Here is a 14963-nt window from a genome sequence, read left to right on the forward strand (position 1 = left end):
CATTGTAGCATTAGCGCCTTTGATTTCATTCGCCCACGGGTTATGAAGGAAAGTTTATGGAATTTTCACCTCCCCTGAAACCGGCTACCTTAATCCGCCGTTATAAACGCTTTCTTGCGGATGTCCTCACGCCAGAAGGAGAAATACTCACTATACATTGTGCCAATACGGGTGCCATGACAGGATGTGCCACGCCAGGGGATACCGTGTGGTATTCCACATCCGATAATCCCAAACGCAAGTACCCCAATAGCTGGGAACTCACGCAAACCCAGGATGGTCACTGGATTTGTGTCAATACCCTCAGAGCCAATGCCCTGGCCTGTCAAGCTATTGAAAAAAATATTATCTCGGAATTATCTGGATATGAGCACATGCGTCGTGAAGTTGGCTATGGCAAAGAGAAAAGTCGCATAGATTTATTGTTACAATCAAAACAAAAAGTTAGCTGCTATATTGAAGTCAAGTCAGTCACATTGTTACAAGAAAATTATGGATATTTTCCTGATGCGGTCACAATTCGAGGGCAAAAACATTTACGTGAGCTATCATTGATAGCACAACAAGGCCAGCGGGCTGTTTTGTTATTTGCTGTTTTACATTCTGGGATCAGCCAGGTTGCAGCAGCAAAACATATTGACCATGATTATGCTTTTCTTTTGGAACAAGCATGCCAATCAGGGGTCGAAGTAATCTGTTATAAGGCCAGCATGACAGAAAACGGGATGGTTATAAGTGACAAATTACCTTTCGTATCAATGGGATAATTTGTAAACAAATCATACTGACAAGAGGGGTTTTGCAACATATTTAGGCAGTAAACATGCCTGCCTTCACACCATTGCAAAACTAATGGCAGGAACAATTGCCAACCTCGCAGTCATCTGCTATTTATAGCGGCCTATTTTTTTTCCCCCTCTTATCGGGGGGTCGTTTGATAGTGCGTGTGTAAGGAGAAGCAATATGCAAGAAGGGCAAAAACGTAAAACCTCGTCCTTGAGCATTCTCGCCATCGCTGGGGTAGAACCTTACCAGGAAAAGCCAGGCGAAGAATACATGAACGATGCCCAGTTAAAGCATTTCAAGCTGATTCTGGAAGCATGGCGCAATCAACTCAGGGATGAAGTAGACCGTACTGTATCTCATATGCAAGATGAGGCAGCAAACTTCCCTGATCCAGTTGACCGTGCGGCGCAAGAAGAAGAGTTCAGTCTTGAATTACGCAATCGGGATCGTGAGCGTAAGTTGATCAAAAAGATCGAAAAAACGCTGAAAAAGGTCGAAGAAGAAGACTTTGGCTATTGTGAAGCCTGTGGGATTGAAATCGGCATCCGCCGTTTAGAGGCTCGGCCAACAGCCGATTTATGTATTGACTGCAAGACGTTGGCCGAAATTCGTGAAAAACAAATGGCTGGCTAACCAATAGGGTTAAGTACGGCGCTAAATGCGCCGTATGCCCCTATGTTGAATCGACGATGAATCAATCCAGACATCCCTCGTTATATATTGGCCGTTTTGCGCCATCTCCTTCCGGCGATCTCCATTTTGGTTCTTTGGTGACTGCATTGGGCAGTTATCTGCAAGCCCGTGCCTGCCAAGGAAAATGGCTGATGCGTATTGATGATATTGATCCCCCACGGGAAGTTCCCGGAGCCGCCACGCGGATATTGCAATCCCTTGAGCATTATAGGCTTTATTGGGATGGTGAGGTACTCTATCAATCCCAGCGCCATGACGCTTACCGTGCTATCCTCGATCAATTAAAACAGCAAGGTGATAGCTATTACTGCACCTGCACCCGCCAACACATTCAACAACTAGGCGGCTTTTATCATGGTCATTGCCGACATTTGCACCTGCCCACTCACGATGCTGCCATTCGTCTAAAACAACGCCATCCGGTTTATGGTTTTTACGATAAATTGCAAGGCCATATCACCGTACCTACGAAAATGGCTGAGGAAGATTTCATTATTTATCGCAAAGACGGTTTATTTGCCTATAATCTTGTCGTTGTTATTGATGATAACTCTCAAGGTGTCACTGAAATTGTCAGAGGAGCTGATTTAATTGATCCCACGGTTCGCCAGCTATCTCTGTATCAGCATTTGAATTTTGCAACACCAGATTATGTGCATTTACCTCTCGTGCTAAATAAAGAGGGAAATAAACTTTCTAAGCAAAATCATGCCCAGCCGATCCCATTGAGCGACCCAAGACCATTGCTTATTGATGCGTTATCATTTCTGAATCAGCCCACTATTGCAGGCTGGCAGGATCTCACAACAGATCAACTGCTACAGCAAGCTATCGTCGGTTGGAATATAAACGCGGTTCCGCCAAAAAAAACCTAGTGAATAGACTAAGTTAAATAAAGTCTTTCTATTGGTACTGTAAGCATTCTCAAAAAATGTCCAGTAAGTTATGATTGGCGGCTGTTTTTGTTTTAATTGATCAGTCACTACCGAGGTGTACCATTTTTAACCGAGTAGCAACTTTCTGTCGTAATTTATTAATCCGCGATCACAGAACAAAGCGCGACGCACCGGCAGTCAGTGAAAGGCCAGTCACCGTATCTGACCATTCTGCTCAAACAGAGAGCAGTCCTCTGCGTAAACGTAGCAGAGGGAATCATTCATCTTCATCACATGCCGAAAACGACAAAATGAAGAAAAAACCCGTAAAGGCAATACGTTCGGACTCTCCGATCACGGTGATCCCACGCGACCAGCACCCAATTTCACGCAAGGACATCAGTGATAATGCCTTGAAAGTTCTGTATCGCCTAAATAAATCAGGTTTTGAAGCTTATCTGGTCGGTGGTGGAGTTCGTGATCTGCTGCTGCACAAAAAACCCAAAGATTTTGATATAGCCACCAATGCTACACCTGAACAAGTTCGTCAACTGTTCCGTAACTGTCGCCTTGTCGGACGTCGCTTTCGCCTTGCCCATATCATGTTTGGCCCTGATGTGATTGAAGTTGCCACCTTCCGCGGGCCACATGATCAAATTGAAAGCAATGACCGGAACCAGTCACATAAAGCTCAAAGCGGCATGTTACTGCGGGATAATATTTTTGGTTCAGTAGAAGAAGATGCCGTTCGTCGTGATTTCACAATCAATAGCCTCTATTATGGCATTGAAGATTTCTCACTGCGGGATTACGTCGGGGGCATGGCCGATCTGAACGCAGGTATCATTCGCCTGATTGGTGATCCCGAAACGCGCTACCGGGAAGACCCCGTGCGTATGCTGCGGGCTGTCCGTTTTGCCAGCAAACTGGATATGACTGTCGAGCCAGCTACCGCTGAACCTATCCCGCGCCTGGCATTTCTGTTGAAAGATATTCCAGCGGCACGTCTGTTCGAAGAATCGCTGAAACTGTTACAAACAGGACAGGGTTACAGGACTTATAAACTGCTGCGCGAATATCATCTGTTCCAGTCATTGTTTCCGCTTATTCAACCGGGTTTCACCCAACGTGGTGATTCGTCAATGGAAAAGCTGTTAGTACAAGTGCTGAAAAATACCGATTTTCGCTTACAAAGTGACAAAAGAGTGAATCCCGCTTTCTTATTTGCGGCCATGCTATGGTATCCCTTGATTGAACATGCGGAAAAGCTGACACAGGAAGGTGGATTACAGTATTACGACGCCTTTGCGTTAGCAATGAATGATATTCTTGATGAACAGTGTCATTCCATTGCGATCCCGAAACGTTATACCACCACCATGCGCGATATCTGGTTACTCCAGCTTCGTTTGCCACGCCGTCAAGGAAAACGAGCAAATAAGTTAATGGAACATCCGAAGTTCCGCGCGGCGTATGACTTACTGGAATTGCGCGCCAGCATTGAGCCACGCCATGACCTGAAAGAACTGGTACATTGGTGGGCTGAATTCCAACAGTCAACATCACCACAACAGCGTGAAATGATATCTGATCTGGGCAACGAACCCATTCGCCGCCGGACACGCCCCCGTCGTGTTGGACGCGCTCGCTATCACAGGAATAACGGTTAATATGACTCGAGTCTATATTGCCATTGGCAGCAATCTGGCCGAACCTTTGCAGCAAGTCAATAACGCGCTTGCTGCCCTGAAAAAGATCCCTGATACCACTTTCATTGTTCGATCCTCTTTTTACCGAACCAAACCAATGGGACCACAGGATCAACCAGATTACCTCAACCTAGCCGTCGCATTGGAAACGCAGTTATCACCAGAAACATTGCTTGATCACACCCAAGCAATCGAACGGGAACAAGGACGCGTTCGTAAAGACGAACGCTGGGGACCGAGAACGCTCGATTTGGATATCATGTTGTTTGGTAATCACATCATCAACACCGAACGCTTGACAGTTCCCCACTATGGGTTAAAACAGCGTGAATTCATGCTTTATCCACTTGCAGAAATTGCACCTGACCTTGTGTTTCCCGATGGAGAAACCCTGACAGCGCAATTAAAAAAAGTGCCAGAAAATGGCCTGACGCTTTGGTTATAAAAATAGAGGGTATAACTATTCAGGAGAGAATGATGAAATCAACCACCCTGGCTGATCTCAGTCAGTTAAAAAAAGAAAAGCGCAAATTTGCAACCATCACCGCTTACGATGCCAGTTTCGCCCACCTTTTCGCCGGACAAGGTATTAACGTCATGCTCATTGGTGATTCACTCGGCATGACTATACAGGGATTTGACTCTACCCTGCCCGTTACCGTTGAAGATATCGCTTACCACACCCGAAGTGTTCGTGCTGGTGCCCCTCATGCTTTTCTCATCGCAGATATGCCTTTCATGAGCTACGCAACCCCCGAACAAAGTTTTGGTAATGCGGCGGCACTCATGCGTTCTGGTGCCAATATGGTCAAAATTGAAGGCGGAGATTGGCTATGTGATACCGTCAAAATGCTGACCGAACGAGCCGTCCCCGTTTGCGGTCATTTAGGTCTGACACCACAATCCGTCAATGTCCTCGGTGGCTATAAAGTTCAGGGACGCGATGACGCCTCAGCCCAAAAGTTATTTGACGATGCGATTGCCTTAGAAAAAGCAGGTATGCAACTCTTGGTGCTAGAATGTGTTCCGACTGCACTGGCGCAGCGTATTACTGAAGCACTGGACATTCCGGTTATTGGCATTGGGGCAGGCAATATGACTGACGGTCAAATTCTGGTGATGCATGATGCCTTGGGCATTACCGCAAAACCACCTAAATTTGCTAAAGACTTCCTCAATGAAACTGGCAATATGAGGGATGCCATTCGCCTGTACATTGAACAAGTAGAAAGCGGCACCTATCCCGACCCGGCACACTCGTTCAACTGAATATTCTCCAGCATGACGATTAATTAAAGGAGTACAGCAATGCTGATCATAGAAACGATCCCCATTTTACGCCGAGAAATCCGGCGTTGGCGTCAGGCGGGCAAACGTATTGCCTTCGTCCCTACGATGGGAAACCTGCATGATGGTCATATGGCGTTAGTTGATACTGCCAAAGCACAGGCTGACGTTGTTATCGTCAGTATCTTCGTCAATCCGATGCAATTTGATCGAGAAGACGATCTGGTCAATTATCCTCGAACCTTGCAGGAAGATTGCGAAAAACTAAGCCGCCGCAATGTCGAGTTGATATTCGCCCCTAATGCTAACGAGATGTACCCACATGGTTTAAACGGCAACCAAACTTTTGTCGAAGTCCCTGAACTCTCCCATATTCTTGAAGGTGCCAGCCGACCAGGACATTTCCGTGGCGTCACTACCGTTGTCAGCAAATTGTTTAACCTGATCCAGCCCGATCTGGTTTATTTCGGCGAAAAAGATTTCCAGCAATTACAGATTATCCGCAAGATGATTGCAGATATGGCTTACGATATTACCTTGGTTTCCGTGCCGATTGTCCGTGATAAAACTGGATTGGCACTCAGCTCACGTAATAGCCTTCTGTCCGCTGAAGAGAAAAAATTTGCGCCTTTGCTGAATAAAGTTATGCAATGTATGGCAGAAAAGCTGAAAAATGGTGAACGCGATACTGAACGACTCATTGAGCTGGCATCTGCACATTTGCGGGAAGAAGGCTTTATGCCGGATGAGTTATTTATTCGTGATGCAGAAAACCTGATGCCATTAACGGCACAAAGTAAAAAAGCCGTAATTCTAATGGCGGCATGGTTAGGGCAAACCCGGCTGATTGATAATCAGCAAGTTGATTTGGCTGACTGATTTTAATTGTGGGATATGTGCATACCGTCACTCCGCCGCAATCAACGGCGGAGTATTAAATTTTTTGGCTATTAAGTTCTCAGCCCTCGCCCTGATTCAATCAGATACCAGGCCAATAGATAGAATCCAGCAATAAAAAGCCCCAGCATACCTAACGTCATCGCCAGAGAAACATCCATAATACCGAGAAAACCATAACGGAAGCCACTGACCATATAGACGATGGGATTTAGTTTTGACACTATCTGCCAGAAAGCAGGTAACAGGGTAAGGGAGTAGAATACGCCCCCCAAATAGGTTAACGGGGTCAGCACAAATGTTGGAATAATACTGATATCATCAAACGTTTTCGCAAAAATAGCATTCAATAGCCCCGCCAATGAAAATAAGATTGATGTTGCCAGCAAAGTGATCACCACCATTCCCCATGAATGTATCTGTAGCGGTACGAACAATAGGGAAACCAGTGTCACCAGGATGCCAACGCATACCCCACGCGCTACGCCCCCCCCAACAAATCCAGCAATAATGATATGGGTTGGAACCGGAGCGACCAGTACTTCTTCAATGCTGCGCTGGAACTTAGCGCCAAAGAAAGACGAAGAAACGTTAGAGTAAGAGTTGGTGATCACTGACATCATTATCAACCCGGGCACAATAAACTGCATATAACCAACCCCCCCCATTTCGCCAATGCGGGAACCGACCAGATTGCCGAAGATAACGAAATAAAGAGACATCGTGATCACCGGCGGCAGTAATGTCTGTACCCAAATACGCCCAAAGCGGGTGACTTCTTTAATCCAAATGGTTTTCAGAGACACCCAGTATAATTGGATCATTACCTCTCTCCTTGACTATTATTGGTCAATCCGACAAACAGCTCTTCCAGGCGATTCGCTTTATTACGCATACTGCTGATTTGTATGCCCTGCGTACTTAACTGGGAGAAAACATCATTTAATCCCTGCCCACGTTTAACATCTACTTCCAGCGTGACTGCATCAATCAGACGGTAATCGTAGCCGTCAATAACAGGCTTTGCTTCTTTTGGTAATAAATCCAGCAAGAATGTTTCACGTTCAAGTTGACTGAGCAGGTTTTTCATGCTGGTGTTTTCCACCAGCTCACCATGTTGGATAATGCCAATGTTACGGCACAGCATCTCAGCTTCTTCAAGATAGTGAGTCGTCAAGATGATTGTGGTTCCCTGCGCATTCAGTTCTTTCAAAAATTCCCACATCGATCGGCGCAGTTCGATATCCACTCCCGCTGTAGGTTCATCAAGAATTAACAACTTCGGCTGATGCATTAAGGCACGGGCAATCATTAAACGCCGTTTCATACCGCCAGATAAACGAATGGCACGCTCGTTGCGCTTTTCCCATAGATCCAATTGAGTAAGATAGATTTCAGCCCGTTCCTGCGCCAGATTGCGTGGAACGCCATAATATCCCGCCTGGTTTAAGACAATCTGAATCACTGTTTCGAATGGATTGAAATTAAATTCCTGTGGAACAAGGCCAAGCTGTCGTTTGGCATTAATGAGATCCGTATCAATATCGTAGCCAAAAACCCTGACCGTCCCCCCACTTTTATTAACCAAGGAACTAATAATCCCTATCGTGGTCGATTTCCCGGCGCCATTTGGCCCTAAAAGCGCGTAGAAATCACCTTCTTCTACACGCAAATCAATCCCCCGCAGCGCTTTCACTCCACTCTCATAGACTTTCGTGAGCTGCGTCAATTCCAATGCGTAAGCCATAAGTAAAAAATACCTTTATTATTTGCTAATTCTGACTGCTGCAAGAGAGAAAGTATGCCATTATTTTTCCCCTATTTCTTCGCAATAATAGGGGACCAATAAAAAAACATACTTCAATTAAATATTAAATTCTCAATTAATGTTGTATATGATTCTATCTCAAAAATGTTACTAGGCTATTAGTTATGATGAGAAAAATTGAAGAGCTGTTTGCCAGGAACAAACAGTGGTCAAAGTCCGTAAACGAAGAAAATCCCCTGTTCTTCAAAGAATTATCAAAAGCACAAAAACCCCATTTTCTGTGGATAGGCTGCTCTGATAGCCGAGTACCTGCCGAAAAGCTGATTGATGCAGCCCCTGGCGATCTTTTTGTACACAGAAACGTCGCTAACCTTGTTATCCATACCGATTTAAACTGTCTGTCTGTTGTACAATATGCCGTTGATGTTTTGCAGGTTGAGCACATCATCATCTGTGGTCACTACGGTTGCGGTGGCATTGAAGCTGCTGTGGATGGCACTGAATTGGGCTTAATCAACAACTGGCTGCTCCATATCCGTGATTTGTGGTACAAACACAGTTCCATGCTGGGTGAATTACCGCCTAACGACAGGCTGAATCTCCTGTGTGAATTGAATGTCATTGAACAGGTTTACAACCTTGGCCACTCAACCATTATGCAATCTGCATGGAAACGTGGGCAGAAAGTGATGATCCACGGTTGGGTATATGGTTTGAAGGATGGGGAGTTACATGATCTGGATATTACCGCTGACAGCCGTGAAAAATTGGAACTTAATTACCGTCAGGCTATTTCCAAGTTATCTCAGACAAAATAGTAACCCGAAAGGCAATCTATTATTAGAAAAACAAATGGCAGCCCCAAAGCTGCCATTTGCTTCTACCCGATAAACGTCAAGCTGCAATCCACAAGACGACGCGAGGCCTTATATTTCCCCGTTGCACGGGGAAATATAACACGCATCTTGCAGTTGGATTGGTATATACCAAATTGATTATTTTTGCTTATTGCAAAAATTAATCTTCCAGCAAGATGACATGTCCGATATAAGGCAGATGGCGATAACGCTGTGCATAGTCAATGCCGTAACCGACGACAAATTTATCTTCGATTGAATAACCCATCCACTCAACTGGCACATCGACTTCGCGGCGAGAGGGTTTGTTCAATAAAGTACAAATCGCCAGTGAATGAGGCTCACGCAGCGCCAGAATCTCGCGGATTTTGTTCAGTGTATTGCCTGAGTCGATAATATCTTCAACGATCAGCACATCTTTACCACGAATGTCTTCATCCAGATCCTTGAGGATTTTCACATCGCGGGTAGAACTCATCTCATTGCCATAGCTGGATGCAGTCATAAAATCCACTTCGTGGGGAACCTGAATTTCACGGCATAGATCTGCCATAAAGATAAACGACCCTCTTAACAAGCCAATCAACACTAATTCACGATCGCTGTTACGATAGTGTTCTGTAATCTGCTGCCCTAACTCAGCAATACGTTGCTTAACCTCTTGTTCGGAGATCATTACTTCTACAATATGTTTTAATTCACTCATAACTATATGTTTTTAATTAAAAATTTAAATAAACCATGTGGCATTTTACCCAAAGTGATACCCCGATTGATATACCGTTCACCACACAAAAACGCACACACAAGAAAACATGAGAACAAAATATTTTGCAAAGCATATCAGAATTCATCACCTACAGTAAAAGAAGGGTGAATCTATGACTACCTACAAATAGGGGTTTGAGGTGAATGCGGCTACACACTCGTAGTACCATGAGTCAAGTATTAGATAGTGATTGCTGTAACCTATCCACCTTGTTTACAGTTAGAGGGAGGGATCTGCCGTCATGGACGCTCCCATTCTGGCTATCAATATTATTTTTGCCATTCCTGGCAACTTGAATTCACTTATATCGCATATCGGGCGGGATCCCCCCCCTGAAATAGAACACTTTTTAACCGGAATAAATTCATATCTGATATCCTGTATGAATGAAAACAGATGACGCACGCTCACGACTGAGCAACAAGTGCGGCTAAGACAGCAAGCTATCCCGCTTCTTCGTTTGGAAGAGAAATTATTTCGCTAAATCGGCCAATGATTGCATATGCATCCAGATACCGCTTGACACTGGTTCAAACGCGGTCAGGCTGAGAGGAAAATAACCAGTTGATTTTTTTAACAATCACAAATCAAAGCTAAAAATGAATGTGACTATTTATATCGTGCTCAATAGCATAAGCTCACTGGCAGAAAAAACGGCCATTTTATTAAATTGAAGCAAATAAAGTTTGGCTAACAAAGATATTAATATGTTAATTTAAGTAAAACGGTAGAAAATCAGTATAATAGAAATTATGCAAAAAATTGCCTTATTCGCGTACATTCTGGCTCTGTTTAGTTTTGCTCAACCAGCAACAGCGCTGTCTGAGAATGAAGCTGAAGATCTCGCTGATCTGACAGCCGTCTATATCTATCTAAAACATGACTGCGGCTATAGCCAAATCCCAGATTTTCAAATTAAACGTACAATTATCTATTTTGCCCAACGTAACAAGTGGGATCTCAGTAACTATGATAGTCAGTTAATGCAAGAACTAAATCAATTAGGTTACAATGACTTAAAGGATATCAACTTACCTCATGAGGTTAAATGCCGTTCTCTTGCAAAGAACTCCCTCAGCCTGCTCTCCTATATAAAAAGTTCCTTTTAAATACTTCCAAGATTAATTTCATGTTAAAACCAAGTGACGGATATGTGAATTACCGGCTACTATGTGCAGCCGATGAAGATCACAATGGAGGAAGAGCGGGGAGTTTCTCACAATATCTAAGCATTGGGAGCATGATCTGGACTTAACAACTCAACGGTAAGATAACCCAATTTACCGTGTTTATCAGACTCTTTTGGAAAACAATGCCACAACACCTGACTCCTACGGCAATTACCGCAGGAGATGAAGACATAAATCGCTTGTCTGCCTATCAAATCATCAATAAACCCTGTAAAATCAACTATGCTTTCTGGGTATGTCACACCGCAAAAGACCCTCCATTTCACTTCTAATAAATAGGTTTTACTAATGCATCAGTCTGATGTTGTTGATCGCTCGCTTTTTTCATTAAGCTGGCCGATTTTCATTGATATCTTTCTGCATATGGCGACGTTATTAATTAATACGTATATGGTCAGCCATATTTCTACTGCTTACCTTGCTGCAATGGGAGTGGGTAATCATGTTTTTGATCTCTTTATTACAATTTTTAACTTCATTAGCGTAGGTTGCAGTGTTGTCATCGCGCAATATCTGGGATCAGGGAAACGCAATAAAGCAGGTCAGGCGATTCATATTTCCATCGCCTTTAATTTTCTGTTGGGTTTCAGTTGTGCGCTGGTTACAGTGTTCTTCGGTTATAAGATCCTGCATCTCATGAACCTGCCTGAAAATCTGATGGAAGAGGGGTTCGCTTATCTGCATGTTCTTGGTATCTGTCTGATCCCCGAAGCGATTTCAATTATTCTGGCCGCCTGTATGCGGGTATATGGCAAGTCGAAATCGGCCATGTATGTCACGCTGATTGCCAACTTGCTGACCATTGTCGGCAATATGATCGTGCTGTATGGATTCTTTGGACTACCTCAATATGGGCTTGAAGGCGTAGCGTGGTCTACGGTATTTGGCCGTACTGTGGCTGTTATTCTGCTCTTCGGATTACTGTTTTGTGGTTTGAAGCTCAAACTCGAACCTAAATTGCTCGTGAGCTGGTCCAAGAATATATTGGGAAAAATCCTGCACATCGGTTTACCCGCTGCGGGTGAAAATTTGGTGTGGATCCTGCAATATATGACTGCACAGGCATTTATCGGCCTGATGGGTGAAATGTCTCTGGCCGCGCAAACGCTGTACTTCCAACTATCTCTGTTCATTATGTTGTTTGGTATCTCTATCAGCATTGGCAATGAGATTATGGTTGGTCACCTTGTTGGAGCAAAGCGTTTTGAAGATGCCTATCTTCGGGGGTTGAAGAGCCTGAGAATTGGTGTGATTGTTACAGTAGGCATCGTCTTAATGTTCTGGATTTTCAGGGAGCCACTACTCTATTTCATGACAGAAGATCAGAAGATTGTTGAACTTCTGCTGCCTTTGTTCCTGCTCTCGGTATTTTTGGAACCAGGACGCACTTTCAACATTGTGATGGTCAATGCCCTGCGCGCTTCCGGTGATGCTCGTTTTCCACTCTATACCGCGTTAATTTGTATGTGGGGAATCTCTATTCCAGTCGGATATTTTCTAGGAATTACTATGGGAATGGGGATCTTGGGGATCTGGATAGGATTCTTCTGCGACGAGTGGATCCGCGGGTTAGTGAACTCTTGGCGTTGGAAGTCTAAAAGATGGCAAGCCAAGCGATTGGATGTCTAGTTAAAAAAATAACAGTAAAAAATGCCGCAAATTTGTCTGCGGCATTTTATTCCCATCAAATCCTATAATTTTTCTTTACCATAGAATTCTGAACGTGGGCCATACAGTAGGTGGCCATATCCATATCCACCCGCACTTAACAAACGATTACTGGTGATATCTGCAATATCATGACCTCTATCCATAACGGTATTTGCGATCTGGGAGATGGCTGCTGATACCAACATCCCAATCAAACCGCCGCTGGAGTAATTATCATTTTCTGTGGAAGATGCTGTCGCGGAACCATTCCACAGTTGTTTACCCGTGCGCAAATCCACCAGACGAGCTGTCGCACTGACACGGGTATCACTGTTAATCACCTGATATTGCGTACCGTATTGGGTAATATTCAGGTAAAGAACGGAATCTGCACCAAATATGTCATACAGTTTTTTATAGCTGATATCGTGGATATCCTGCGCTTCTGTGACACCATTTTGGCGGAAGGTTTCTTCAACTACCGCAACGGGATAAACATAATAGCCGGATTCTGCCAGCGGGTAAGTCACCTGAGACAGAAAACTGCCAGAAGCCTGCACTTCTACGGACTTATTTATGGCAGGCAGAACTAAAATAGATTTAGGTTTGCTTTCTCTCAAGGCTGAATAATCATACGGTTTATTGTTAGCGCACCCTGCTAGTACCAGCAGAAATAAGAAACCAATCGCCCCCAGAAAACGCTTCATTATTTCACTCCCTTATTCTTGCTTAACAAAAAATCCATGTAAGGTGCTGATTCAGGAAATAGATTTTTCTCTATCTCAAACTGCTGGAATGCATCCCCAATATTGCCGATATTGCTGTAAAGCAATCCCATTTGTGCATGCAAACCCGGTGGAACCGGATTATCTTTAGCCTTAGCTTGTTCAACCACTTTTTGCAATGCCTGAAGCTGCTCTTGTGGTCCCGTTTTATCCTGCTGGTAATATTGGTATAGAGTTGATTGGTAATTTCCCCATTCATATATGGTCTTAGGTGCGTTGACACATCCCACTAATGATTCCGCTACTAATAGTGATCCCAGCAACATCCCCGTCTTTTTTATCAAATACATACCGCTATTTTCCCTAAAAAATATTTCACTTATCAATATATATACCCATCCAACTTCAAGATGCGTGTTATATTTCCCCGCGCAGCGGGGAAATATAAGGTCTTGCGGATTGCAACTTGAAGTTTATCGTGTATAAGAAGGTATTTATATTTAAAAATTAGTTAGTTGGCTTCCATGCACCATTATCAATACCAGCGACCAAATCATTAATTGCTTCACGGATCGCCAGATCCAATACCTTGCCATTTAAGGTAGAGTCATAGCGGGAAGTACTACCGAATCCAATCAGTTCACGGCTGGAAAGTTTATATTCCCCTGCCCCCGCAGAAGAGAAAACAACTTCAGAGGTTTCTACATTCACAATATTCAGCATCACTTTTGCATAAGCAATTTGTGATTTGCCACGCCCCAAAATGCCCCATAGCTGGTGATCACCCACTTCTTTACGGCCAAATTCAGTCACAGAACCAGTAATAATGTAATTAGCTCCTTTCAATTTTTGAACCTTACCCTGTAAGTCCGTTTCCATTTTCAACTCGGCCAGGTTGGTGCGTTCCAATACATTAAAACGTCCTGTTTGCTGTAAATGCGTTATAAGGATAGTTTTTGACTGGTTTCCTAAACGGTCAATGCCGTCAGAGAAAATGCCATTTTGGTAGCTTGAACGGTTTTCGAATTTACCCACGGCAATCGGGCTGCGAATGCCGGCATAGGTCGTTTTATAAGAAGTGACTTTTTGTACTGGAAGTGTTGATGAAGATTCCGTTGCACAACCGGCCAGCATGAGGGAGGCCAGACAAAGTGAAGCCAATGTGAATTTTCTTTTCATTATTATATCTTCCTGAATGATGGTTCAAATAAGTCTGCTCTATTTTTTATACAGAACATATCGTATCGCTAATATAAAAGTGGAATAATAAATATAGTTACAGTAAAAGTCCATTTAATTAATAAGAACTCGCCGGATAAAACCAAGTCATTGATTGATTTTAAATCATTAAAAATACTTATTGAGTAATCACCTGGTAACTTAATTTTAACTCCTGTTACTAAAAAATAGAAAAATAGCGTTAAGCTCTTTACATTTTAGTTTTTTCATCATTATCTATAAATCAGCTTTATTCCATCAAATTAATTAGATCGGGTTAATTTCAGATAAAACATAAACCACAATCTATATATACTCGATAAACTTCAAGTTGCAATCCGCAAGACGACGCGAGACCTTATATTTCCCCACTGCGCGGGGAAATATAACACGCATTTTGAATGCTGGATTAGTATATATTTTTAACCTTAACACTTTAATAGAATACTATTCTATCAATGACACTGTTCCGTTAGTTTTCATCACCTAAAAAACCATAGTAAAAGAAAGCTGACTAATTAAATTATGATTTCCTTTCA

At 43.4% G+C, this 14963-nt stretch carries 16 protein-coding genes; 10 read left to right on the forward strand and 6 right to left on the reverse strand.

The annotated features are described in order from the left end of the window. Positions 1-56 precede the first annotated feature (56 nt). The 7 genes from sfsA to panC all read left to right on the forward strand — a co-directional run bounded on the left by sfsA (position 57) and on the right by panC (position 6229). Entirely contained in the window at positions 57-767 is a 711-nt protein-coding gene (gene sfsA, locus ABLA76_RS09140) for a DNA/RNA nuclease SfsA (protein ID WP_348987688.1), read from the forward strand. 196 nt (positions 768-963) lie between these two features. Continuing rightward, positions 964-1419, forward strand: a complete 456-nt coding sequence (gene dksA, locus ABLA76_RS09145) for an RNA polymerase-binding protein DksA (protein ID WP_074019168.1) — start codon at positions 964-966, stop codon at positions 1417-1419. A 56-nt stretch (positions 1420-1475) separates the two neighbouring features. Then, entirely contained in the window at positions 1476-2354 is an 879-nt protein-coding gene (gene gluQRS / locus ABLA76_RS09150) for a tRNA glutamyl-Q(34) synthetase GluQRS (RefSeq protein WP_348987689.1), read from the forward strand. Positions 2355-2665: 311 nt separating this feature from the next. Then, entirely contained in the window at positions 2666-4024 is a 1359-nt protein-coding gene (pcnB, locus tag ABLA76_RS09155; protein WP_348987690.1) for a polynucleotide adenylyltransferase PcnB, read from the forward strand. A 1-nt stretch (position 4025) separates the two neighbouring features. After that, the gene (gene folK / locus ABLA76_RS09160; RefSeq protein ID WP_348987691.1) at positions 4026-4508 is read left to right on the forward strand and encodes a 2-amino-4-hydroxy-6-hydroxymethyldihydropteridine diphosphokinase; all 483 of its coding nucleotides are present in this window, start codon (positions 4026-4028) and stop codon (positions 4506-4508) included. 32 nt (positions 4509-4540) lie between these two features. Further along, positions 4541-5332: a 3-methyl-2-oxobutanoate hydroxymethyltransferase gene (panB, locus tag ABLA76_RS09165; RefSeq protein ID WP_348987720.1), complete on the forward strand. Its 792-nt coding sequence runs from the start codon at positions 4541-4543 to the stop codon at positions 5330-5332. 39 nt (positions 5333-5371) lie between these two features. Next, entirely contained in the window at positions 5372-6229 is an 858-nt protein-coding gene (gene panC, locus ABLA76_RS09170) for a pantoate--beta-alanine ligase (RefSeq protein WP_047769255.1), read from the forward strand. Positions 6230-6300: 71 nt separating this feature from the next. Here the strand turns inward: panC and ABLA76_RS09175 are convergent, their stop codons facing one another. Further along, entirely contained in the window at positions 6301-7071 is a 771-nt protein-coding gene (locus ABLA76_RS09175; RefSeq protein ID WP_348987692.1) for an ABC transporter permease, read from the reverse strand. Continuing rightward, a complete protein-coding gene (locus ABLA76_RS09180; RefSeq protein WP_348987693.1) occupies positions 7071-7994 on the reverse strand; it encodes an ABC transporter ATP-binding protein in 924 nt (307 codons plus the stop codon). The genes ABLA76_RS09175 and ABLA76_RS09180 overlap by 1 nt, the downstream gene beginning before the upstream one ends. A 185-nt stretch (positions 7995-8179) precedes the next feature. Between ABLA76_RS09180 and can the strand changes: the two genes are divergently transcribed. Continuing rightward, a complete protein-coding gene (gene can, locus ABLA76_RS09185; RefSeq protein WP_285808426.1) occupies positions 8180-8833 on the forward strand; it encodes a carbonate dehydratase in 654 nt (217 codons plus the stop codon). Positions 8834-9032: 199 nt separating this feature from the next. On the opposite strand, the gene hpt is transcribed toward can, so the two are convergent. Beyond that, on the reverse strand, positions 9033-9578 hold the full coding sequence (gene hpt, locus ABLA76_RS09190) for a hypoxanthine phosphoribosyltransferase (protein WP_047769248.1): 546 nt from the start codon (positions 9576-9578) through the stop codon (positions 9033-9035). Positions 9579-10393: 815 nt separating this feature from the next. Between hpt and ABLA76_RS09195 the strand changes: the two genes are divergently transcribed. Both ABLA76_RS09195 and ABLA76_RS09200 read left to right on the forward strand, forming a co-directional pair. Continuing rightward, entirely contained in the window at positions 10394-10750 is a 357-nt protein-coding gene (locus tag ABLA76_RS09195) for a YacC family pilotin-like protein (RefSeq protein WP_047769246.1), read from the forward strand. 369 nt (positions 10751-11119) lie between these two features. Continuing rightward, positions 11120-12460 (forward strand): MATE family efflux transporter, encoded by a 1341-nt coding sequence (locus ABLA76_RS09200; RefSeq protein WP_348987694.1) that lies wholly within the window; start codon positions 11120-11122, stop codon positions 12458-12460. Positions 12461-12522: 62 nt separating this feature from the next. Here ABLA76_RS09200 and ABLA76_RS09205 read toward each other — a convergent pair whose 3' ends face one another. The 3 genes from ABLA76_RS09205 to ABLA76_RS09215 form a co-directional block, all read right to left on the reverse strand. Continuing rightward, positions 12523-13188 carry a DUF799 domain-containing protein gene (locus tag ABLA76_RS09205; RefSeq protein WP_348987695.1) on the reverse strand — a complete coding sequence of 222 codons (666 nt, stop codon included), beginning with the start codon at positions 13186-13188 and terminating at the stop codon, positions 12523-12525. Next, positions 13188-13556 carry a DUF4810 domain-containing protein gene (locus tag ABLA76_RS09210; RefSeq protein WP_348987696.1) on the reverse strand — a complete coding sequence of 123 codons (369 nt, stop codon included), beginning with the start codon at positions 13554-13556 and terminating at the stop codon, positions 13188-13190. Before ABLA76_RS09210 ends, ABLA76_RS09205 begins: the two co-directional genes overlap by 1 nt. Positions 13557-13713: 157 nt before the next feature. Beyond that, the gene (locus ABLA76_RS09215; protein WP_047769240.1) at positions 13714-14385 is read right to left on the reverse strand and encodes a CsgG/HfaB family protein; all 672 of its coding nucleotides are present in this window, start codon (positions 14383-14385) and stop codon (positions 13714-13716) included. Between the last annotated feature and the right edge of the window lie 578 nt (positions 14386-14963).

Origin of the sequence: Xenorhabdus sp. SGI240 (assembly GCF_040081915.1) — a bacterium.
In the GTDB taxonomy this organism is placed as follows: Bacteria; Pseudomonadota; Gammaproteobacteria; order Enterobacterales; family Enterobacteriaceae; genus Xenorhabdus; species Xenorhabdus bakwenae.

Excerpts from the sequence above, each read along its gene's own strand:
- ABLA76_RS09200 (WP_348987694.1), top strand. The coding sequence starts at position 11,120 with ATGCATCAGTCTGATGTTGTTGATCGCTCGCTTTTTTCATTAAGCTGG.
- gluQRS (WP_348987689.1), top strand. The coding sequence starts at position 1,476 with ATGAATCAATCCAGACATCCCTCGTTATATATTGGCCGTTTTGCGCCA.
- dksA (WP_074019168.1), top strand. The coding sequence starts at position 964 with ATGCAAGAAGGGCAAAAACGTAAAACCTCGTCCTTGAGCATTCTCGCC.
- hpt (WP_047769248.1), bottom strand. The coding sequence starts at position 9,578 with ATGAGTGAATTAAAACATATTGTAGAAGTAATGATCTCCGAACAAGAG.
- ABLA76_RS09215 (WP_047769240.1), bottom strand. The coding sequence starts at position 14,385 with ATGAAAAGAAAATTCACATTGGCTTCACTTTGTCTGGCCTCCCTCATG.
- ABLA76_RS09180 (WP_348987693.1), bottom strand. The coding sequence starts at position 7,994 with ATGGCTTACGCATTGGAATTGACGCAGCTCACGAAAGTCTATGAGAGT.
- folK (WP_348987691.1), top strand. The coding sequence starts at position 4,026 with ATGACTCGAGTCTATATTGCCATTGGCAGCAATCTGGCCGAACCTTTG.
- ABLA76_RS09175 (WP_348987692.1), bottom strand. The coding sequence starts at position 7,071 with ATGATCCAATTATACTGGGTGTCTCTGAAAACCATTTGGATTAAAGAA.
- panC (WP_047769255.1), top strand. The coding sequence starts at position 5,372 with ATGCTGATCATAGAAACGATCCCCATTTTACGCCGAGAAATCCGGCGT.
- can (WP_285808426.1), top strand. The coding sequence starts at position 8,180 with ATGATGAGAAAAATTGAAGAGCTGTTTGCCAGGAACAAACAGTGGTCA.
- sfsA (WP_348987688.1), top strand. The coding sequence starts at position 57 with ATGGAATTTTCACCTCCCCTGAAACCGGCTACCTTAATCCGCCGTTAT.
- pcnB (WP_348987690.1), top strand. The coding sequence starts at position 2,666 with ATGAAGAAAAAACCCGTAAAGGCAATACGTTCGGACTCTCCGATCACG.
- panB (WP_348987720.1), top strand. The coding sequence starts at position 4,541 with ATGAAATCAACCACCCTGGCTGATCTCAGTCAGTTAAAAAAAGAAAAG.
- ABLA76_RS09195 (WP_047769246.1), top strand. The coding sequence starts at position 10,394 with ATGCAAAAAATTGCCTTATTCGCGTACATTCTGGCTCTGTTTAGTTTT.
- ABLA76_RS09210 (WP_348987696.1), bottom strand. The coding sequence starts at position 13,556 with ATGTATTTGATAAAAAAGACGGGGATGTTGCTGGGATCACTATTAGTA.
- ABLA76_RS09205 (WP_348987695.1), bottom strand. The coding sequence starts at position 13,188 with ATGAAGCGTTTTCTGGGGGCGATTGGTTTCTTATTTCTGCTGGTACTA.